An 18,875-nucleotide genomic window follows, 5' to 3' on the forward strand; every position below is an offset into this window, starting at 1 on the left:
GTATGTACATCAGGCCGGTGTGGACGATGCCGAGCGTCGCCAGCATGACCCAGCTCCATGGGTCGGTAGGCAGATGTGTAAGATTGGCGAAAGGCGCCAGCATGACGACGCCGACGCAGACCTGGATCAGCGCAATCAGGTGCGGCGGCGTACCCTTGAGTTTCTTGGTGACGATGGCGGCGACGGCCCAGAAGAAGGCCGCGCCCAGCGCCATGACGATGCCGGTAAAATAGTCCGTGCCAACATCACCGGCGTCGGGGGCCGACTGCACGATCAGCACCATACCGGCGAAGGCGATGGCCAGCCAGGTCAGCTTGGTCAAAGTCAGCCGCTCGGTGAAGAAGAGCGCGCCGAATCCGACCAGCATGAAGGGCTGCGTGTTGTAGACGGCGGTGGCGATCGAGATCGATGCGCGCGAGAATGCACTGAACAGCAAAAGCCAGTTGACGACGATGGCGACGCCGCCGAGCGCGGCGATGCCGATGATGCGCAGCGACAGCCTGTTGCGCAGCAATCCCAGCCCGGCGCAGATGATGAGCAGCGTCAGCGCGCCGAAAGCGCAACGCCAGAACACCACATCCATGATCGGCTGGCCGGACAGGACGACGAACCATCCGATCGTTCCCAGGATCGCCATTGCGGCGGACATTTCGACCGTGCCACGCACTGTTTCGTTCACAACAAACCTCCGTATCAGTTCAACCGCTATAATCTCATGCGGCTACGCCGCTTTCTATCGGATGAGAAAGGAGGTATGGATAAATGGCCTAATTATATTAGGCGACGGCTCCAAATCAGCAGGAAATGTAAAATGCTGGATGATCTCGACCGAAATCTCCTCGAAATCCTGGTCAAGGATGCGCGGACCTCGCTGAAGGAGCTGGCCGCCCAGGTCGGGCTGTCGTCGCCAAGCGTTTCGGAGCGACTGCGACGGCTCGAGGAGCGCGGCGTCATCCGGGCGTTCACCGTCGAGATCGATCCGCTGGCACTCGGTTATACCTTGCAGGCCATCGTGCGCATCCGGCCTCTGCCGGGCAAGCTGCATATCGTCCAGAAGCTCATCGAGGGCATCCCCGAATTCGGCGAATGCGACAAGGTGACGGGCGATGACTGCTTCGTCGCCCGCCTGTTCGTCCGATCGATCGGCGATCTCGACGGAATTCTCGACCGTATCGCCGACAAGGCCGAGACAAGCACCGCCATCATCAAGGCGCAGCCGATCCGGCGGCGGCCGCCGCCGCTCGATGCAGCTTCACCGCGCGACAGGGCAAAGGTCTTGCAGGCATCCTGATCGAGCCGGTGGAAAGCCGGCGGCCGGTTGGCTAGGGTGCCGGTCCAAACGAGGCCGGAACCATGGCGCAGAACATATACGACCGTGAGGATTTCTTCGCAGGCTACAGCCAGCTCGGCCGTTCGGTCGAAGGGCTGGAGGGTGCCGCCGAGTGGCCGGCACTGCGCGCGATGCTGCCCGATGTCGGCGGCTTGAGGGTCGTTGATCTCGGCTGCGGCTTCGGCTGGTTCTGCCGCTGGGTCCGCGAGCATGGCGCGGCGCAGGTGCTTGGCCTGGATCTGTCGGAGAAGATGCTTGCCCGGGCAAGGGCCGTCGGCCCTGATGCTGGCATAAGCTATGAGACGGCCGATCTCGATCGGCTCAGCCTGCCGGAAGCCAGCTTCGATCTCGTCTACAGCTCGCTCGCCTTGCACTATGTCGAGGATGTGCTGCGTCTGTTCGGGACCGTGCATCAGGCCCTGGCGCCTGGGGGGCATTTCGTCTTTTCGACGGAACATCCTATCTTCATGGCGCCGACAAGACCCGGCTGGGTGATCGACAGCGAAGGCCGCAAGACGTGGCCTGTCGACCAGTATCTTGTGGAAGGACCGCGCAGCACGGACTGGCTGGCCAAGGGCGTCGTAAAACATCACCGCACGATCGGCACCACGCTCAATGCTCTGATCCAAGCCGGCTTCACCATCGGGCATGTCGAGGAATTCCGCCCGACAGCCGAGCAGATTGAGGCCAAACCCGAACTGGCGGAGGAACTTGAGCGGCCGATGTTCCTGCTGGTATCGGCGCGTCGGTAGGCACCGGTCGGCGTCGGCCGAGTGTACGGCCGCCGCGCTCATATTTGCTGTCGCTCCGCCCGGCATTCTGGGTTATTCAAGCGTCGACACGCTTTCCCTCCGGACCAGTCCCCCTCCCATGTCAGGCCTGCTTCTCGATCCGTGGTTCTATGCGGCTGCCATTCCGGCGGTCATTCTGGTCGGCCTGTCCAAGGGGGGCTTTGGCGGCGCCGTCGGCTTCGTCGGCGTGCCGCTGATGGCCCTGACCATGCCGCCGGTGCAGGCGGCGGCCATCCTGTTGCCGATCCTGTGCCTGATGGACATAGTCTCGGTGTGGACATGGTGGGGTGTTTACGACCGCAAGATGCTGGTCGACATGATGCCGGGCGCCGTCATCGGCATCGGCCTTGGCTGGCTGACGGCGGCATTGGTGACCGAAGAGGCGGTGCGGCTGATCGTCGGCGCCGTCGCCATCATCTTCGTCCTGCGCTGGCTCTATCTGCAGTTCCGCCATGGCGCCGATCACGCGGCCGCGCCCAACCGCGTGGCCGCCGCCGTCTGGGGCACGGTCGCCGGCTTCACCAGCTTCGTCGCCCATGTCGGCGGCCCGCCCTTCCAGGTCTATGCCTTGCCGATCCGGCTCGACCCGAAGGTTCTGTCGGGCACCGCCGCGATCTTCTTTGCCGCCACGAATGCGCTGAAGCTGGTTCCCTATTTCGCGCTCGGCCAGTTCGACACCGCCAATCTGACGGCGTCGGCGGTGCTGATGCCGCTGGCGCCGCTGTCGACCATCGCCGGGGCCTGGCTGGTGCGGCGGATGCGGCCGGAAACCTTCTATCCCTTCACCTATGCAACCGTCGCGGTCGTGGCGCTGAAGCTGCTGTGGGATGGCATCGCAGGTCTGATCTAGAAAGGCCGCCGCGCCGCCTCACGATCAGGGGTCAGGCAGCGCTCGGAACCAGGCGACGGTTGCCGCCAAGGGCCAGTGTGGCGCCTGCCATGACGACCAGCACCATGCCGGCGAGGATGCCGATGTCATGCACGGTCGGCTTGAGCACCATGTCTGCAATGATGACCAGCATCACCGCATAGTCGAAGCGTGCCGCGCTCATCATGCGCTGGCCGATGGCAAGAACGGCTGGTGTGACGCCCTCCTTGACGATCATCTCGCCCATGCGCTCGCCGGTCGGCTTGAAGATGAACATGCCGATCGAAAAGGTCGTGGCATAGCCGGCCAGGCCGATCAGGGTCCACAGATCGGAGAAGCCGACCCAGAACCAGCACATGATGAGGCCAAAGATCAGCGTCAGCATCGACATCGGGGCAAAGAACCTGCCGCCCAGCTGGCCGCTGGCGCGCATCGCCTGCAGTTTATCCTCGATGTTGCCCGCCCGTTCGGCAAGCATGCCGAGAAGGAACAGCACGAAGCCGCCGCCGACCCACAGAATGGCGGTAGTGACGTGAAGAAATTTGACGATCGAGTACCAGTCCATGGGTTGCTCCTGCAGTGTTCCGGTCAAGTTTGCGGCGGCGGATGGCGCCGCCGTCAGAGGAGCGGGCGTTTAGCGCGGTGCCTGTTTCGGAACGATGTCGCGAAAAAATCGGCTCTGTTTCAGCGCAATGAAGAAGCGCTGAGATAGTGAACGCGCTATCTGATTTCCTGCTAATGTACGAATCGTCGGGAGGGGTTGACGCGACATCGTCCGGAAACATGGCCGATGCTAATGCGCCGACGCCGGGAGCCCGGTGGCGACAACAGTTGCCTGACGATCAACCCATTCCCACAACGGGAAAAGGCAATCGGGGGACCATTATGCAAGGGATAGCACGGAATTTCTTCACGCTGGCCATCATCTATTCGCTGTGTGGCATGGCGCTCGGCCTGTACATGGCGATCAGCCAGGATCACGGCCAGATGCCGACCCACGCCCACACGATGGTGGCCGGATGGCTGATGTCGGCGGTCTTCGCCTTCTTCTACCATCTGTTTCCGGCAATCGGGCAGAAGACGCTCGCCACCGTTCATTTCTGGCTGACGGCGGTCAGCGGCATCGGACTGCTGATCGGCCTCTATTTCCTGCTTGCCGGCAATGCCGCGATCGAACCGCTGGTGGCGGCCTCCTCGATGGGCTTCTACGCAGCCATGCTGCTGTTCGCCTTCATCGCCTTGCCGGCGATCTGGAAGACCGCCTGAGCTGGACCTGAGGTGAGGCTGTGCCGGCGGTCTGGAGGGCAGGCCTAGCCTGACGCAGGGGATGCTGTGCTGTTACGGCACAGTATGGCGGCGTTCGGTCAAAAAACATCCGCGCCGTTAAGGCTTCATTAAGCTTTACAGGTGTTTACTATGTTCATCCAGTGATCTGGATTCTTACCGAGTGGTTGGAGCCACTTTGTTTGACGCCTCCCTGTTAAACTCCTGAGAGCCGCCTTATCCGCGGCTCTTTTTTTGTCCGCATTTTCCCTTTTGTCCAATTTTCCGAGGCGCCGCTCGACATCGGCTCACCGTTAACCTTCTGTTAAACATGTGCTTGCCTTCACCGGTGACGAAGCGCATTTTCAAGCTTCAGTCAGATAGGGTTCCGGGTGTATCGGCAGGGAGCCGAATCAGCCGGTCGCAAGTGCAGGGGCGTATCAATGAACGAGCCTTCGAAGGGCAGTGCGAAAACCGTCAAGCTGGCGGAACGCCGGGTTTTCTCGCAATCCTTCAAGCCGCTTTACCAGGAAGGCATGGGCCTGGTCGAACAGGCCGCCGAATATCTCGACGGCAAGGGCCGGGCCGAGGCAAAGAAACTGTCGCGGCTGGCCGCCACGCTCTACGCGGCCGAATCGATGCGGCTGACCACCAGGCTGATGCAGGTTGCCTCCTGGCTGCTTTTGCAGCGCGCCGCCAATTCCGGCGAGATGACCCGTGACCAGGTCGCGTCGGAAAAGTCCAAGGTGCGCCTCGACACCGCTTCCGCCCATGACGAAGCCGCCGGTTGGGCCGAGCTGCCCGAGGATTTCCTCGACCTCGTCACCCGCTCGCTGCGCCTGCAAGCGTTGGTGCGCCGCATGGACGACGAGATCTATGGCTCTGGCGCCGTGGTCGACATGCAACCGATGGCTCGCCGCCTCAATCCGGTTTCCGACCAGATCAGCCTGCTCAACACGGCTTTCGCCCGGGGTTAAACCTCGGCTCGCCTTCTGTTTCCGGTTTGTTCACATTTCGCTGGCATCGCTGTCCGCCGGAGGTAAAGTCGGCAAATGGCGGAAGCGATTCGCATCATCGGTATCGATCCCGGGCTTCGGCGCACCGGCTGGGGCATCGTCGAAAGCCTCGGCAATTCGCTGCGCTTCGTTGCTTCCGGCACTGTGAAGTCTGACGACAAGGCGGCATTGGCAACACGGCTTTGCCAGCTGCATGACGGGCTGGCCGAAATCCTGCATGCCGCCATGCCGCACGAGGCAGCGGTCGAACAGACCTTCGTCAACAAGGACGCCGTGGCGACGCTGAAGCTCGGCCAGGCACGCGGCATCGCCATGCTGGTGCCGGCGCGTGCGGGTCTCGTCGTTGCCGAATATGCGCCCAACGCCGTCAAGAAGGCGGTGATCGGCGTCGGCCATGGTGACAAGAAGCAGATCCACATGATGGTGAAGGTGCTGTTGCCGAAAGCCATTTTCGACACCGAACATGCCGCCGACGCGCTTGCCATCGCCATCTGCCACGCGCATCACCGGCAAAGCGTGGCCTACCGGATGGCGCTCGCTGGCTAGCGGCGTTCTTGACTTGTTCACGCTGCGAGGATAAGTAATACCTCAGAGGTATTACCATGCGCGTGACCATCAAGGGGCAAGTCACGATCCCCAAGCCTATAAGGGACCGTCTGGGCATCGGCCCGGGTTCCGAGGTGGAATTCGTGGCCACCGACGGGGACGTTCGGCTGGTTGCCGTCAACGAGAACATCTCCGAAGAGGAGAAATTGCGCAGGTTCAGCGATGTCCTTGACCGGATGGAGGGGACGTTGGATCTGGGAGGCATGACCACCGATCAGTATATGGAGTGGTTGAGGGGGCCGCGTGAAGATCTCGACGTTGATTGACACAAATGTCCTGATCGACGTTTGGGGACCGGCCGGACCGCTGACAAAATGGTCAGCGTCGGCAATCGGCTCCTGCCGCCGCGATGGCGCTTTGGTTGTCAACACGATCGTCTGGTCCGAGTTGGCGCCGCTGATTGCGACGGAAACGGCGCTTCGAAAAGCAGTCGACATGCTTGAGATGGATCGCGAACTTGTACCTTGGGACGCGGCATTCCTTGCGGGCGTCACGCATTCCCGCTATCGCCGGGCCGGTGGCATCAGGGAAAGAACCTTGCCTGATTTCTTTATCGGTGCTCACGCGACCATTGCTGGACATCGTCTTTTGACACGCGACGCCGCGCGTTATCGCAGTTATTTCCCCGACCTCGACATCATCTCTCCTGAAACGTACCCATGAGGGGCCTATCTTCCATGAAAGATCTGGCATGATCGGCAAGCTCAAGGGCACGCTGGACGAGGTCGACGAGGATCATTGCCTCGTCGATATCCATGGCGTCGGCTACGTCGCCTATTGCTCGGCGCGCACGCTGGCGGCGTTGCCTTCGCCCGGCGAAGCGGTGGTGCTGTTCATCGAGACCTATGTGCGCGAGGACATGCTGCGGCTCTACGGCTTCCAGTCGGTGCTGGAGCGTGAGTGGTTCCGGCTGCTGATGAACAATGTGCCGGGTGTCGGCGCCAAGGTGGCGCTGGCCATCCTGTCGACGCTGGCGCCGGCCGACCTCGCCAATGCGATTGCGCTGCGCGACATCGCCATGGTTTCGCGCGCGCCCGGCGTCGGCAAGAAGGTGGCCGAGCGCATCGTCACCGAATTGAAGAACAAGGCGCCGGCCTATGCCGGCACCGCCTCGGGCACCATCGGCCTGAAGCAGGAGCTCGGCGACGGCGTGGCATCCGCGCCGATCACCGACGCGGTCTCGGCGTTGGTCAATCTCGGCTATTCGCGCGACACGGCCGCCAATGCAGTGGCGGCGGCGCTGAAGACGGCGGGCGAAGATGCCGATGCGCCGAAACTGATCCGCTTTGGACTGAAGGAACTGGCGCGGTGAACCGTCGCTTGTTCCGCTCCTTGCCGTATGCAAGGAAGGCGTCATGAGCCTGTCGCCCCGCCTGATTGCGCCGGAAAAACGCGGCGAGGATGCCGAGCAGACCTTGCGGCCGCAGACGCTCGACGACTTCGTCGGCCAGGCGGCGGTGCGGGCCAATCTCAAAGTGTTCATCGAGGCCGCCAAAGGCCGCAACGAAGCGCTCGACCATGTGCTGTTCGTCGGGCCGCCCGGTCTCGGCAAGACGACGCTGGCGCAGATCATGGCGCGCGAACTCGGCGTCAATTTCCGCTCGACCTCCGGCCCGGTCATCGCCAAGGCGGGCGATCTTGCGGCCCTGCTGACCAATCTCGAAGAAGGCGACGTGCTGTTCATCGACGAGATCCACCGGCTGAGCCCGGCGGTGGAGGAAATCCTTTATCCGGCGATGGAGGATTTCCAGCTCGACCTGATCATCGGCGAGGGACCGGCGGCGCGCTCGGTCAAGATCGACCTCGCCCGCTTCACCCTGGTTGCCGCCACCACGCGGCTCGGCCTGCTCACCAACCCGTTGCGCGATCGTTTCGGCATTCCGGTGCGGCTCAACTTTTACACGGTCGAGGAGTTGGAGCAGATCGTGCGGCGCGGCGCGCGCATCCTGCAGATGCCGCTCGGCGACGACGGTGCGCTGGAAATCGCGCGGCGTGCGCGCGGCACGCCACGCATCGCCGGCCGGCTCTTGCGCCGCGTGCGCGATTTCGCCTCGGTGGCCGGCGATGGCCATGTCGACCGCAAGATCGCCGACGAGGCGTTGACCCGGCTGGAAGTCGATGCGCTCGGCCTCGACGCGCTTGACCGCCGGTACCTCAGCATGATCGCGCGCAATTTCGGCGGAGGGCCGGTCGGCATCGAGACGATCGCCGCAGGCCTGTCCGAACCGCGCGATGCCATCGAGGACATCATCGAGCCTTATCTGATCCAGCAGGGTTTCATCCAGCGCACGCCGCGCGGCCGCATGCTGACGGCCAATGCCTGGCGGCATCTCGGCCTCGACGCGCCGAAGGATCTGGCGCAGCAGCAGATCAACCTGTTCCAGGAAGAATAGCGGCCGGGCGATCAGGCGCAGGTTCCAGGCCGATAGAGGATCCGCGAACGGCCTGCGCAAAATATCCTCAGCTTCGCCGGTTTGCCGGCGCATTCGTCGGCTTTGGTGACGGTGCCATCGCCGGGGCAATCTCGCTCCGATGGTTTGCCGGAGCCATGCAATGATCACCAGACGCGGGTTCCTGCGCTTCATCGGCGGGGCGGGTTTGTCAGTTTCCGCTTTCAGCGCCTATGCGGTCGGCATCGAGCCGATGCTGCTGACGCATGTGAAGCGTTATGCGCTGACACCGCCGCATTGGCCGGATGGCTTGAAGCTGCGCATCGTCGCGCTTGCCGATATCCATGCCTGCCGGCCATGGATGACGCCGGAGCGGATCGCCTCGCTTGTCGAAGACGCGAATGCGCTGCAGCCGGACCTGATCGTCCTGCTCGGCGACTACATTGCCGGCATGCCGTTGGTGACCGGCCCGGTGACGCCGTCGCAATGGGCGTCCGCCCTGTCGGGCCTCAAGGCGCCGCTCGGCGTGCTGTCGATCCTCGGCAATCATGACTGGTGGGCGGATGGCTTCGCGCAGCGCGCCGGGGCCGGCCCGACCATAGCACGCAAGGCCTTGGAGAAAGTCGGCGTTCCGGTTCTGGAGAACGATGTCGTGCGCCTGGAAAAGGACGGGCATGGTGTCTGGATTGCCGGGCTCGCCGACCAGTTGGCCCTGCTGCCGACCAGGGATCGCGCCGGCTTCACGGGACTGGACGATCTCGACGGCATGCTGGCCAAGGTCAGCGACACCTCGCCCATCATCCTGCTTGCGCATGAGCCCGATATTTTTCCGAAGGTGCCGTGGCGGGTCTCGCTGACCCTGTCCGGCCACACCCATGGCGGACAAGTGCGGCTGTTCGGCTATTCGCCTGTCGTGCCGTCGCGTTTCGGCAATCGCTATGCCTATGGCCATGTCGTCGAGAACGACCGCAATCTGATCGTCTCGGGCGGGCTCGGCTTCAGCATATTGCCGGTCCGTTTCGGAATGCGGCCGGAAATCCTGTCGATCGACCTTGGCTAGGGCGGTTGATATTCAGGTGAGGCCGGCCTGCAAATGGCCGATACCTGCGCTTCCGGTACTCACGGACCCACTTGTCCGCTCCGTTCCGGTTCTCGGTATCAGTCATTTTTCGGCTTGGCCTGACCTGAATCTCAACCGCCCTTCAGTGAAGGGAACGGATTACGTCCATCACCTCCGGTTCGGCCTTGTCGCCGTTGAAGGCATCGACGATGCCGAAGGCGCCGCCATAGCTCCACACCGACCACGAGAAGCCATGTGCTTCGGCGCGCGCGACCATGTCCCTGACATAGGCGGCTCGATACTCGGCGGGCATCACATAGGCGTTGCCGTATTCCTGGCGGATCATGCCGAACTCGCCCAGCGTGATATTTTCCGACTTGACGCCGTTGGCCTTCGTCCACGCCTCGACCTTTTTGAACGGCGCATCCATCAAGCCTAGCAGTCTATCGGGGCTGCCCATGCTGGCGACCTGTTCGTCGAGATAGGCAAGCAGGCCGCTCTGCCTTGTCCACGGCGCCTCGGCCTTGATCCTGGCGCGGATGGTGTCGAGCGTCACCTCGAGCTGTGCCTTGGGCACCGCGGTCAGCGGATAGGGCAGGCCGGTCACATAGGGGATGAAGTCGCCGGCCCAGGTCGCGCCCTGATGGGTGAGCAGGAACGGATCGTAGGAATGGAAGGTCCAGATGACATTGTCGTCCGGGATCGTCTTCGGGTCGATCTTCTCCAGTGAGCTCGCGGCGGAATAGCAGGCGCCGGTCAGCACCAGGGTCAATTTCGTCGCCGAGGATCGCGCTGCGGCGAACAGTTTGCGCTGGCGGCCCGGCCACAGGCTGGTGCCGTCGCTGTCGCAGTCGACGATCGGTTCGTTCATCGGCTCGAAGGCGACCTGGGCGGGATCTTCTCTGGCCAGCGTGCGGGCCATCTTGCGGACCATCTCGATATAGGCGTCGAAGGTCCGTGGGTCGTCCATCACTTCAGCCATGCCGATCTTGCGGCTGCCGCCGGCCGGGATCAGGTGCATGTCGACGACCACCTTCAGCCCGGCGTGGTTGATCATGCGCACCGAGTCCAGCACGCTGGCATAGAGGTCGTCGCGCAAGGCCACGGTCTGGCTGGACAGGAAAGGTGACGGGTCGACCGGCATGCGCAGGAAATCGAAGCCGGCATCCTTCAACGCCTTGAGATCGTCATCCCTGAGGAATTTGCGCCATTCCGGATAGGGCAGGAGGGCCTTGGCGTCGCCCCATTGGTCTTCACCCGGCCATGTGACCCACTGATCGAGGTTGAGGCCGCGCTTCATCGAGAATGTCGCGGTCTGGCCAGGCAGCGCCAAAGCCACCAGCACGAACAGCGCCGCTGTCAAACTCTTGATCATCGCCGTCAACAGTGCCATCCGATGTTATGTTCTGCTGGAAACAGGTGCCTCGCCGGGGCTGAAAAAGGAAGCGCAATGGGCGATCATGGTGAATCGGCGACGCTGCTGGCCGGGCTTTCCGGCGCGCTGACGGCGTTCGGCCACCGGCTGATGGCGCGGGTCTACTACGCCGACACCGATTTCTCCGGCGTCGTCTACCATGCGCGCTATCTCGAATTCTTCGAGCGCGGCCGGTCCGACTATCTCAGGCTGACCGGCGTGCACCACACAGAGCTTGCCGATGGCAAGCATGGCGAAAGAATAGTCTGGGTGGTGCGGCGCATGGAGATCGACTTTCGCGGCCCGGCCCGCATCGACGACATCCTGACGGTCGACACCCGCACCGAGGACATTTCCGGCGCACGCATCTTCATGGCGCAGCAGCTCAAGCGCGGCGCCGAAGTGCTGGTCGAGGCCAAGGTCGAGGCCGCGATCATCGGCGAAAATGGCCGCCCAAGGCGATTTCCCAGGGAATGGGTGGCGGCATTCATGCCCAAGGCCTTGCCCGCAGCTGACTAGCCCCATTCCGATCAACGTCGATGGCTTGCGCATTGTCACCGGGCGTGGCAATGCGCCGCGCCTTATATACTAACCCATCCTTAACCATAACGGTTCATGAAGAGATTGGTGAAGATTGACGTTATCGAACGCCTTCCTTTCACCAATATTTGCCCTGAAAAGGCCGAGAATGGCACAGTTTGGGGTTGTTCCGGTAGCTTCGTGCGAACCGACCACAAGGGATGCCAGGGGCCAGCCGCCAGCTTCGCCCGGAAAATCTTAAGGACGTAACGATGGAAAATATCGCACTCGCCGACCCGGGCGCGCAATTGTCGGTTTGGTCGCTGTTCGTTTCGGCCAGCTGGGTGGTCAAGCTGGTCATGATCGGCCTGCTCTGCGCCTCGGTCTGGACTTGGGCGATCATCGTCGACAAGCTGGTTACCTATGCCCGCATGCGGCTGGCGCTCAACCGGTTCGAACAGGTGTTCTGGTCGGGGCAGTCGCTGGAGGAGCTCTATCGCACGCTCGCCGATCGCAAGACAACCGGCATGGGGGCCATTTTCGTGGCTGCGATGCGCGAGTGGAAGAAGAGTTTCGAGAAGGGCGCCAAAACGCCGCTCGGCCTGCAGACCCGCATCGACAAGGCGATGGATCTGGCGCTGACCCGCGAGATGGAAAAGCTGGAAGGCCGCCTAGGTTTCCTCGCCACCACCGGCTCGGCGGCACCCTTCATCGGCCTGTTCGGCACCGTCATCGGCATCATGACCTCGTTCCAGGCAATCGCCGGCTCCAAGAACACCAGTCTTGCGGTGGTTGCGCCCGGCATTGCCGAAGCGTTGCTGGCGACGGCCATCGGCCTGCTCGCCGCCATTCCCGCGGTCATCGCCTACAACAAGCTGTCGTCCGACGCGAGCAAGATAGCCGTGCGCATGGAAGGGTTCTCCGACGAGTTCTCCGCCATACTCTCGCGCCAAATCGATGAAAAAGTGGCCCCCAAGGCCTGAGGAGTAGCAGATGGGTATGTCCATGGGCATGGGAGGACGCGGCGGACGCGGCCACAGGCGGCGCGGCCGTCACCATGCACTGATGTCCGAGATCAACGTCACGCCGATGGTCGACGTGATGCTGGTGCTGCTGATCATCTTCATGGTCGCGGCGCCGATGCTGACGGTCGGCGTGCCGATCGACCTGCCGGATACGCAGGCCAAGGCGATGAATGCCGACACGCAGCCGATCACCGTCTCGATCAACGCCGCCGGCCAGATATATCTGCAGGAAACCGAGATCCCGATCGAGGAGCTGGTAGCCAAGCTGCAGGCGATCTCCAAGACCGGCTATGAGGAGCGCATCTTCATCCGCGGCGACAAGTCCACCGACTATGGCACCGCGATGAAGGTGATGGCCCGCATTTCGGCCGCTGGTTACAAGAACATCGGCCTGGTTTCACTGCAGGAACAGGACCAATAGACGCGCGATGAAGACCGGCCTCACCACATCGGTGATCCTGCATACGGCGGCGCTGACCTTCGGCCTGTTCACGCTGACGGCGCCGGCGGCACTTCCGTCGTCCGACGTCGAGTCGGTCGCCGTCGATATCGTGCCGATGGAAGCCATTGCGCAGACGTTGCAGGGCGACAAGAAGGCCGTGATGCATGAAAAGCCGGCACCCGTGCCGACGCAGCGTCCGGACATCGTTCCGGATGCGCAGAAGGTCGGCGAGAACAGCGTCGACACCGACAAGCCGATAACGCCGGAAGCCAAGCCGAAGCCCGTCGACATGACCTCGGCTCCGCCGCCCGCGCCGACCCCGATCGAAAAGCCGAAGCCCGAGGACGTGCCGAAGCCGCAGGAGAAGCCCAAGCCCACCCCGGCAACGGAAGTGGCGCCGGCGCCGACGCCCAAGGAAGAGGTCAAGCCCGAGCCGGTCAAGCAGCCCGACCCCAAGCCGACACCGGCCAAGCCGGCGCCGACCCCGCCGCCGCAGGACAAGACCGCTGCCATCGATCCGACGCCCGAGGTCAAGCCCGACGCCGTCGCTGAAGCCATAGCGCAGGAGCCCCCCGCCGAGGCGACGCAGCTGCCCGACTCGGCGCCCGCGCCGGAGGCGCGGCCGAAGCCGCAGCCGGCGCAGGCCGAAAGCGCCAAGGCGCCGGAGCGCAAGAACGCCGACAAGCCGGTCAAGGAAGCGTCGTCGAAGCCGAAGTCCGACGACAAGCAGTTCAATGCCGACGAGATCTCGGCCATGCTTGACAAGCAGAAGCCATCCGGCGGCGGCGCCAAGCGCTCGACGCAGCAGGCGTCCCTTGGTGGTGATAAGGATCAGGGACAGAAGCTTTCCAGGTCCGAAATGGGCGCCCTGGAAAGCCAGCTCGGCGGCTGCTGGACCCTGCCTGTCGGCCTTGAAGGTTCCGAGAGTTTCGTCGTCGTGGTGCGGTTCAACCTGGATGCGTCCGGCAAACTGGACGGGCGCCCGGCGGTCGAAACGTCGAGCGGAAATCGCCAATTCGACGAAAGTGCCGTTCGGGCGGTGCAAAAATGCGATGTCACCGGCCTGCAGGTTCCCGCCGGCAAGCAGGACATCTGGGCCGACGTCCGCGTCACCTTCGATCCAAGGGAGATGCTGGGCCTCTAAGGCGGCCCGCGTATCCGAAAATCAGTACGAGAAGCGAGAAGACATGAAATCAATCCTCAAGCCGCTCCTGATGGTCGCAGCAATGGCGATGGGCATGACCGCGGCAGGCACGTTGCCGGCGCTGGCGCTCGTCGAGCTCAACGTCAACAAGGGCAACGTCGAGCCGCTGCCGATCGCCATCACGGATTTCCAGGGCGGCGACGCGCTTGGGGCGCAGATTTCGCAGATCGTCACCGCCGATCTGAAGCGTTCGGGTCTGTTCGCTCCGATCGACAAGAGCGCCTTTATCGAGAAGATCACCAACCCCGATGCGGCGCCGCGCTTCGACGACTGGAAGGTGATCAACGCGCAGGCGCTGGTCACCGGCAGCGTCAGCAAGGAAGCCGACGGCCGCATCCGCGCCCAGTACCGATTGTGGGATACCTTTGCCGGCCAGCAGATGGCTGGCGAGCAGTTCTTCGCCAACGATGCCAATCAGCGCCGTGTCGCCCATATCATCGCCGACGCCATCTATGAGCGGCTGACCGGCGAGAAAGGCTATTTCGACACCCGCGTCGTCTTCATCGACGAATCCGGCGCCAAGAATGCGCGCAAGAAGCGTCTCGCGATCATGGACCAGGACGGCGCCAATGTGCGCTATCTCTCGGACGGCAGGTCGATCGTGCTGACGCCGCGTTTCTCGCCGAACCGGCAGGAAATCACCTATATGTCGTATGAAAGCGGCCAGCCGCGGGTCTATCTGCTGCAGATCGAGACCGGCCAGCGCGAACTGGTCGGCAATTTCCCCGGCATGACCTTTGCGCCGCGCTTTTCGCCCGACGGCCAGAAGGTGATCATGAGCCTGCTGCGCGACGACGGCAATTCCAACATCTTCGCCATGGACCTGCGCAGCCGCTCGACGACGCGGCTGACCAACTCGACCGCCATCGACACCTCGCCGTCCTATTCGCCGGACGGCAGCAAGGTGGTGTTCACCTCCGACCGTGGCGGCCGCGCACAGATCTACGTGATGGGCGCCGACGGCTCGGGCCAGACCCGCATCTCCTTCGGCGACGGCGTCTATTCGACACCGGTGTGGTCGCCGCGCGGCGACCTGATTGCCTTCACCAAGCAGACCGGCGGCGAATTCCAGATCGGCGTCATGAAGACCGACGGCTCGGGTGAGCGCATCCTGTCCTCCGGCTTCCAGCAGGAGGGACCGACCTGGGCGCCGAATGGCCGCGTGCTGATGTTCTTCCGCGATTCCGCCGGTGGCCCCAAGCTGGTCTCGGTTGATCTTACCGGACGCAACGAGCAATCAATCCCGACGGCGAACTTCGCTTCGGACCCCGCCTGGTCGCCGTTGCTTGAATAGGTTCGGCTGAATTGCCACACATGCTGGAAAGGGGGCCGTTTTCGGCTCCTTTCCATGCCTTGGTCGCGTTTTGGCCGTATTTACGCCTAGGGTCCGCGTGAAATGTGGCTTCAGGCCAACAGCTGCGGACGGGCAGCTTAAACCAAAATTTAACCGTGTTTCTTGAATGCCGGTTAACCCAAACGTGGTTACTGGGTGATCAACGAAATCACTCAAATTAGACCACTCGAATTACGAAGGAGAGGCGGCATGGGCCGTATTGCAGCACTTACCAGAAACCCGGTCATGATCGCGCTGGTGGCGATGCTCGCCATCGCAGGTTGCGCCTCGAAGAAGACGCCGAACAACGCGGCCGATCTTGGCCTTAACGGCGCCGGCGCCGCAACACCCGGATCGGCGCAGGACTTCACCGTCAACATTGGCGACCGCATCTTCTTCGATACGGACTCGACCTCGATCCGTGCCGACGCGCAGACGACGCTGGCTCGCCAGGCACAGTGGCTGAACCAGTACAAGCAGTATGCCATCGTCGTCGAAGGTCATGCCGACGAACGCGGCACACGCGAATACAATCTGGCGCTCGGCGCCCGCCGCGCCGCCGCCACCCGCGACTTCCTCGTTGCCAAGGGCGTCTCGGCCAGCCGTCTCAAGACCATTTCCTACGGCAAGGAACGTCCGGTCGCGGTTTGCGACGACATCTCCTGCTGGTCGCAGAACCGCCGTGCGGTCACCACGCTTAGCGGCGCTGGTTCCTGAGGCATCGCGCAGCTGACTAGCGCGTCAAAAGAACGCGCGGCGGTCTAGCGGTAGAAATGCAACATACCTGTGCGAAAGGCGGCCCTGGGGCCGCCTTTTTCATATCCGGATGCTCGAAACAAAATTTGGCCGAAGTCTCGGCTCCTGCTATGAGCCGAGGGCGCTTGGCTGGTCCCATTCTGATTGGAAGGCGCGAACAAGCTAACGAAATCACTGCGAGAGGCACATGCATTTGAGATCGGTTCTGAGCGGCACGCTTGCGCTGCTGCTCCTATCAGGCGTCACCGCCCTGGCTAGCGGCACCGGGGCCAGCGGCACAGGGCAATCAACCGACAGCGGCTTTACCTTCCATCTTCCCAGTATCGAATTGCCCGGCATTTTCAGTGAAAAGCCCGGCTTTTTTGGTCAAAAGAAGAAACCGGACCAGGTTCAGCTGGTGCAGTCCGATCCTACCGCTGTCACCAGCCTGGAAGACCAGCTGCGACAGATGAACGGCAAGATCGAGGAACTCAATTTCCAGGTCCTGCAGATGCAGGAGCAGATCCGCAAGCAGCAGGAAGATAATGAATTCCGCTTCCAGCAGCTGGAAGGTGGCGGCACGCAAGGCGGACAGCCGCCGGCGCAGAAGAAATCGGACGCCACCACCGGCACCGACAACGACGTGGCAGCGGCCCCGGCAATACGGGCGCCGGCCGATGCCGGCGCCGCGCCCGCCAAGGATCAATCGGCAGGCGGCAAGACGGTCGAGGACGTCATCGTCGAATCTCCCGATGGCGACCCCGGCAAGGTTATTCCCGGTACGGGAGCGCCGGAAAAGAATTTCGGCACCATCACCGTCGACAAGAATGGCAACGTCATCGATGCCGGCGGCAACACGCAATCGACCGCGCCAGCGCAGGACACCGCGCCAGTCGCCGGGGCGGCGCCCAAGGCCGGAAAATCCGATACGGTGGTCGCGGCGTTGCCCGCCACCAACAACCCGGAGGAGCTCTACCGCAACTCCTACCAGTTCATCCTCTCGGGCGACTACGGCACCGCCGAGCAGGGTTTTCGCGACCACATCGCCCGCTTCCCCAGGGACGCGAAGGCAGCGGATGCGCATTACTGGCTGGGCGAGTCATTGCTCGGCCAGCAGAAATACCGCGATGCGGCCGAGACGTTCCTTGCCGCCAGCAAGGACTACCCCAAGGCCAAGAAGGCTCCCGACATGTTGCTGAAGCTCGGCGTGTCGCTGGTCGGCCTCAAGCAGCATGACGTTGCCTGCGCCACCTTCAGCGAGGTCGGCAAGCGCTACCCCGATATTTCCAGCGCACTCAAGGAACGCGTCAAGCAGGAGAAGGCTCTGGCTGCCTGCTGATCCTTGTCATACATGTCGTTGTCCTGAAACCGGGATCACTTTTGGGCGACATGCATTATGCTCGACACCGAGCCGGACCTTTCGACTAACCCTTTTTCGCATATCGATTTTACCAGCGGCGCTGTTGCGGCCGTGTCCGGCGGCAGCGACTCGACCGCCCTGCTCCTTCTTCTCAAACACCATCTCGACCGTACGGCGCCGGCAACCAGGCTGCTGGCGGTGACGATCGACCACGGTTTGCGGTCCGGTTCGGCTGAGGAAGCGCAAACAGTGGCGAAGCTGTGCGCCACACTCGGAATTTCACACCGCATCCTGACATGGTCGGGGTCCAAGCCATCGGCCGGCCTGCCCGCCGCCGCTCGCGAGGCGCGCTACCGGCTGCTGGCCGAGGCGGCACAAGCCGAAGGCATCGGCATGATCCTCACTGGCCATACCGCCGACGACCAGGCGGAAACGGTGCTGATGCGGCACGCGCGGGACGGGGGCCAAGGCCATGTCGAAATGGCAGGCCGGGGACTTGCCGGCATGGCACCGGCCACCTTGTATGATTGGCGCGCGTGGATCGTGCGGCCGCTTCTCGGGTTGCGGCGCGCGGCACTGCGCGACGTCCTGCGGCGTGAGGATGTCGGCTGGGCCGATGATCCGACCAATATCGACGCGGCCTTCGAGCGGCCGCGTGTGCGGGCCGCACTTGCCGGCGGGAGTGTCGAGCATGTGGAGGGCATGTTGATGCTCGCGGGCCAGGCCGCCCTCGAGCGCAGGCAGCTTGGCGCCAGCGCAGCCGATTTGATCGATCGCTTCGCCAGCCAGCCAGCCATCGGCCTCATCCGCCTCGACCCCCCGCGCCTGCTCTCCCCCGCTGACGAGCGAGCGGCTGTCTATGCCCTACGCATCCTGCTGGCCACGATCGGCGGGATTGCCTTCCTGCCGGATCAGGCCCGCAGCGAGGCGCTGTTCGGTCGGCTGAGGGCTGGATTTCTTTGCGCCACATTGTCGCGGACGGTTGTGGATTCCCGGCGCTCCGGCATCTTCCTGCGCCGCGAGGCGCGCGGCTTGCCCTCCGCCGCTGCCATCATGGACGGCACCGTCTGGGATGGCCGCCGGCGCATCACATTGAACGACAGCAGCGGCGCATTGTTGATTGCCCCGTTCGGCGCAGCAGCGGCGAAGCAGCTGTCGACGGGCGATGGAAAAACCCCGCCGAGCCTGATGCGCGCCGCGCTCGCCGCCGAGCCGGCGTTGTGGCAGGGCGGTGAATGCCTTGATTTGTCGGGGGGTAGCCGGGCGCCAATGGCGGTTGAAGTGCGGCCGGTCGTTGCGCCCTTTGCCCGCTTCCTGCCGTCCTTCGATCTGGCGCCGGCGCGGGCCGTCGCCAGACTGATTGGCGCGGCCCCGGTGCCGCCCTTGCCTTTCAGCGGCCACAGTGCCGGCTGATGGTTGCGTGAAAGCTTAACCCAGACGTGCTGTTCTGCTTGGCAAGGGGGGACGCTCTCCCTATGTTAGGCGCAAGTTTCCTCTCATGATGCGTGTCCGCCCCGCG

General features: G+C 63.2%; 22 protein-coding genes. 19 read left to right on the forward strand and 3 right to left on the reverse strand.

Annotation, left to right across the window (positions count from 1 at the left end; all coding sequences use genetic code 11):
* Positions 1-679: DMT family transporter (locus EN943_RS10345; protein ID WP_164778151.1), on the reverse strand; the 679-nt coding region annotated here is incomplete at its 3' end.
* Positions 680-811: 132 nt separating this feature from the next.
* On the opposite strand from EN943_RS10345, the gene EN943_RS10350 reads away from it, so the two are divergent.
* The 3 genes from EN943_RS10350 (at position 812) to EN943_RS10360 (ending at position 2,971) form a co-directional block, all read left to right on the forward strand.
* A complete protein-coding gene (locus EN943_RS10350; protein ID WP_127412529.1) occupies positions 812-1,291 on the forward strand; it encodes an Lrp/AsnC family transcriptional regulator in 480 nt (159 codons plus the stop codon).
* A gap of 62 nt (positions 1,292-1,353) precedes the next feature.
* Positions 1,354-2,082: a class I SAM-dependent methyltransferase gene (locus EN943_RS10355; protein ID WP_127412530.1), complete on the forward strand. Its 729-nt coding sequence runs from the start codon at positions 1,354-1,356 to the stop codon at positions 2,080-2,082.
* A gap of 118 nt (positions 2,083-2,200) precedes the next feature.
* Complete coding sequence (locus EN943_RS10360; RefSeq protein WP_127412531.1) at positions 2,201-2,971, forward strand: sulfite exporter TauE/SafE family protein; 771 nt, start codon at positions 2,201-2,203, stop codon at positions 2,969-2,971.
* Positions 2,972-3,002: 31 nt separating this feature from the next.
* On the opposite strand, the gene EN943_RS10365 is transcribed toward EN943_RS10360, so the two are convergent.
* Positions 3,003-3,554, reverse strand: a complete 552-nt coding sequence (locus EN943_RS10365) for a hypothetical protein (RefSeq protein WP_127412532.1) — start codon at positions 3,552-3,554, stop codon at positions 3,003-3,005.
* A gap of 320 nt (positions 3,555-3,874) precedes the next feature.
* Between EN943_RS10365 and EN943_RS10370 the strand changes: the two genes are divergently transcribed.
* The 8 genes from EN943_RS10370 to EN943_RS10405 all read left to right on the forward strand — a co-directional run bounded on the left by EN943_RS10370 (position 3,875) and on the right by EN943_RS10405 (position 9,324).
* Positions 3,875-4,255: a hypothetical protein gene (locus EN943_RS10370; protein WP_127412533.1), complete on the forward strand. Its 381-nt coding sequence runs from the start codon at positions 3,875-3,877 to the stop codon at positions 4,253-4,255.
* A 440-nt stretch (positions 4,256-4,695) separates the two neighbouring features.
* The gene (locus EN943_RS10375; protein ID WP_127412534.1) at positions 4,696-5,229 is read left to right on the forward strand and encodes a DUF1465 family protein; all 534 of its coding nucleotides are present in this window, start codon (positions 4,696-4,698) and stop codon (positions 5,227-5,229) included.
* 75 nt (positions 5,230-5,304) lie between these two features.
* Positions 5,305-5,814 (forward strand): crossover junction endodeoxyribonuclease RuvC, encoded by a 510-nt coding sequence (gene ruvC, locus EN943_RS10380; RefSeq protein ID WP_127412535.1) that lies wholly within the window; start codon positions 5,305-5,307, stop codon positions 5,812-5,814.
* 56 nt (positions 5,815-5,870) lie between these two features.
* Positions 5,871-6,140 carry an AbrB/MazE/SpoVT family DNA-binding domain-containing protein gene (locus EN943_RS10385; RefSeq protein ID WP_127412536.1) on the forward strand — a complete coding sequence of 90 codons (270 nt, stop codon included), beginning with the start codon at positions 5,871-5,873 and terminating at the stop codon, positions 6,138-6,140.
* On the forward strand, positions 6,118-6,537 hold the full coding sequence (locus EN943_RS10390; RefSeq protein WP_127412537.1) for a type II toxin-antitoxin system VapC family toxin: 420 nt from the start codon (positions 6,118-6,120) through the stop codon (positions 6,535-6,537). The genes EN943_RS10385 and EN943_RS10390 overlap by 23 nt, the downstream gene beginning before the upstream one ends.
* Positions 6,538-6,565: 28 nt before the next feature.
* Positions 6,566-7,186 (forward strand): Holliday junction branch migration protein RuvA, encoded by a 621-nt coding sequence (gene ruvA, locus EN943_RS10395; protein WP_013529140.1) that lies wholly within the window; start codon positions 6,566-6,568, stop codon positions 7,184-7,186.
* Between the two features lie 43 nt (positions 7,187-7,229).
* Entirely contained in the window at positions 7,230-8,267 is a 1,038-nt protein-coding gene (ruvB, locus tag EN943_RS10400) for a Holliday junction branch migration DNA helicase RuvB (protein WP_023811851.1), read from the forward strand.
* Between the two features lie 160 nt (positions 8,268-8,427).
* Positions 8,428-9,324: a metallophosphoesterase gene (locus EN943_RS10405; protein ID WP_127412538.1), complete on the forward strand. Its 897-nt coding sequence runs from the start codon at positions 8,428-8,430 to the stop codon at positions 9,322-9,324.
* Between the two features lie 142 nt (positions 9,325-9,466).
* On the opposite strand, the gene EN943_RS10410 is transcribed toward EN943_RS10405, so the two are convergent.
* Positions 9,467-10,717, reverse strand: a complete 1,251-nt coding sequence (locus tag EN943_RS10410; protein ID WP_127412539.1) for a cellulase family glycosylhydrolase — start codon at positions 10,715-10,717, stop codon at positions 9,467-9,469.
* Positions 10,718-10,774: 57 nt separating this feature from the next.
* Here EN943_RS10410 and ybgC point away from each other — a divergent pair, with 57 nt between their 5' ends.
* The 8 genes from ybgC to tilS all read left to right on the forward strand — a co-directional run bounded on the left by ybgC (position 10,775) and on the right by tilS (position 18,769).
* Positions 10,775-11,257, forward strand: a complete 483-nt coding sequence (gene ybgC, locus EN943_RS10415; protein ID WP_127412540.1) for a tol-pal system-associated acyl-CoA thioesterase — start codon at positions 10,775-10,777, stop codon at positions 11,255-11,257.
* Between the two features lie 272 nt (positions 11,258-11,529).
* A complete protein-coding gene (gene tolQ, locus EN943_RS10420) occupies positions 11,530-12,240 on the forward strand; it encodes a protein TolQ (protein ID WP_127412541.1) in 711 nt (236 codons plus the stop codon).
* Positions 12,241-12,250: 10 nt separating this feature from the next.
* Positions 12,251-12,703: a protein TolR gene (tolR, locus tag EN943_RS10425; RefSeq protein WP_023811855.1), complete on the forward strand. Its 453-nt coding sequence runs from the start codon at positions 12,251-12,253 to the stop codon at positions 12,701-12,703.
* 7 nt (positions 12,704-12,710) lie between these two features.
* Complete coding sequence (locus EN943_RS10430; RefSeq protein WP_127412542.1) at positions 12,711-13,868, forward strand: TonB family protein; 1,158 nt, start codon at positions 12,711-12,713, stop codon at positions 13,866-13,868.
* Between the two features lie 43 nt (positions 13,869-13,911).
* Positions 13,912-15,222 carry a Tol-Pal system beta propeller repeat protein TolB gene (gene tolB, locus EN943_RS10435; protein ID WP_013529148.1) on the forward strand — a complete coding sequence of 437 codons (1,311 nt, stop codon included), beginning with the start codon at positions 13,912-13,914 and terminating at the stop codon, positions 15,220-15,222.
* Positions 15,223-15,471: 249 nt separating this feature from the next.
* Positions 15,472-15,978, forward strand: coding sequence for a peptidoglycan-associated lipoprotein Pal (pal, locus tag EN943_RS10440; protein WP_109664780.1), 507 nt, complete (start codon positions 15,472-15,474; stop codon positions 15,976-15,978).
* Between the two features lie 226 nt (positions 15,979-16,204).
* Positions 16,205-17,335: a tol-pal system protein YbgF gene (gene ybgF / locus EN943_RS10445; protein ID WP_127412543.1), complete on the forward strand. Its 1,131-nt coding sequence runs from the start codon at positions 16,205-16,207 to the stop codon at positions 17,333-17,335.
* A 57-nt stretch (positions 17,336-17,392) separates the two neighbouring features.
* The gene (gene tilS / locus EN943_RS10450; RefSeq protein ID WP_127412544.1) at positions 17,393-18,769 is read left to right on the forward strand and encodes a tRNA lysidine(34) synthetase TilS; all 1,377 of its coding nucleotides are present in this window, start codon (positions 17,393-17,395) and stop codon (positions 18,767-18,769) included.
* Positions 18,770-18,875: the final 106 nt, after the last annotated feature.

Origin of the sequence: Mesorhizobium sp. M7A.F.Ca.US.006.01.1.1, assembly GCF_003997935.1 — a bacterium.
Classification (GTDB): domain Bacteria; phylum Pseudomonadota; class Alphaproteobacteria; order Rhizobiales; family Rhizobiaceae; genus Mesorhizobium.

Coding starts and splice junctions, on each gene's coding strand:
- EN943_RS10350 (WP_127412529.1), top strand. CDS start 812: ATGCTGGATGATCTCGACCGAAATCTCCTCGAAATCCTGGTCAAGGAT.
- EN943_RS10355 (WP_127412530.1), top strand. CDS start 1,354: ATGGCGCAGAACATATACGACCGTGAGGATTTCTTCGCAGGCTACAGC.
- EN943_RS10360 (WP_127412531.1), top strand. CDS start 2,201: ATGTCAGGCCTGCTTCTCGATCCGTGGTTCTATGCGGCTGCCATTCCG.
- EN943_RS10365 (WP_127412532.1), bottom strand. CDS start 3,554: ATGGACTGGTACTCGATCGTCAAATTTCTTCACGTCACTACCGCCATT.
- EN943_RS10370 (WP_127412533.1), top strand. CDS start 3,875: ATGCAAGGGATAGCACGGAATTTCTTCACGCTGGCCATCATCTATTCG.
- EN943_RS10375 (WP_127412534.1), top strand. CDS start 4,696: ATGAACGAGCCTTCGAAGGGCAGTGCGAAAACCGTCAAGCTGGCGGAA.
- ruvC (WP_127412535.1), top strand. CDS start 5,305: ATGGCGGAAGCGATTCGCATCATCGGTATCGATCCCGGGCTTCGGCGC.
- EN943_RS10385 (WP_127412536.1), top strand. CDS start 5,871: ATGCGCGTGACCATCAAGGGGCAAGTCACGATCCCCAAGCCTATAAGG.
- ruvA (WP_013529140.1), top strand. CDS start 6,566: ATGATCGGCAAGCTCAAGGGCACGCTGGACGAGGTCGACGAGGATCAT.
- ruvB (WP_023811851.1), top strand. CDS start 7,230: ATGAGCCTGTCGCCCCGCCTGATTGCGCCGGAAAAACGCGGCGAGGAT.
- EN943_RS10405 (WP_127412538.1), top strand. CDS start 8,428: ATGATCACCAGACGCGGGTTCCTGCGCTTCATCGGCGGGGCGGGTTTG.
- EN943_RS10410 (WP_127412539.1), bottom strand. CDS start 10,717: ATGGCACTGTTGACGGCGATGATCAAGAGTTTGACAGCGGCGCTGTTC.
- ybgC (WP_127412540.1), top strand. CDS start 10,775: ATGGGCGATCATGGTGAATCGGCGACGCTGCTGGCCGGGCTTTCCGGC.
- tolQ (WP_127412541.1), top strand. CDS start 11,530: ATGGAAAATATCGCACTCGCCGACCCGGGCGCGCAATTGTCGGTTTGG.
- tolR (WP_023811855.1), top strand. CDS start 12,251: ATGGGTATGTCCATGGGCATGGGAGGACGCGGCGGACGCGGCCACAGG.
- EN943_RS10430 (WP_127412542.1), top strand. CDS start 12,711: ATGAAGACCGGCCTCACCACATCGGTGATCCTGCATACGGCGGCGCTG.
- tolB (WP_013529148.1), top strand. CDS start 13,912: ATGAAATCAATCCTCAAGCCGCTCCTGATGGTCGCAGCAATGGCGATG.
- pal (WP_109664780.1), top strand. CDS start 15,472: ATGGGCCGTATTGCAGCACTTACCAGAAACCCGGTCATGATCGCGCTG.
- ybgF (WP_127412543.1), top strand. CDS start 16,205: ATGCATTTGAGATCGGTTCTGAGCGGCACGCTTGCGCTGCTGCTCCTA.
- tilS (WP_127412544.1), top strand. CDS start 17,393: ATGCTCGACACCGAGCCGGACCTTTCGACTAACCCTTTTTCGCATATC.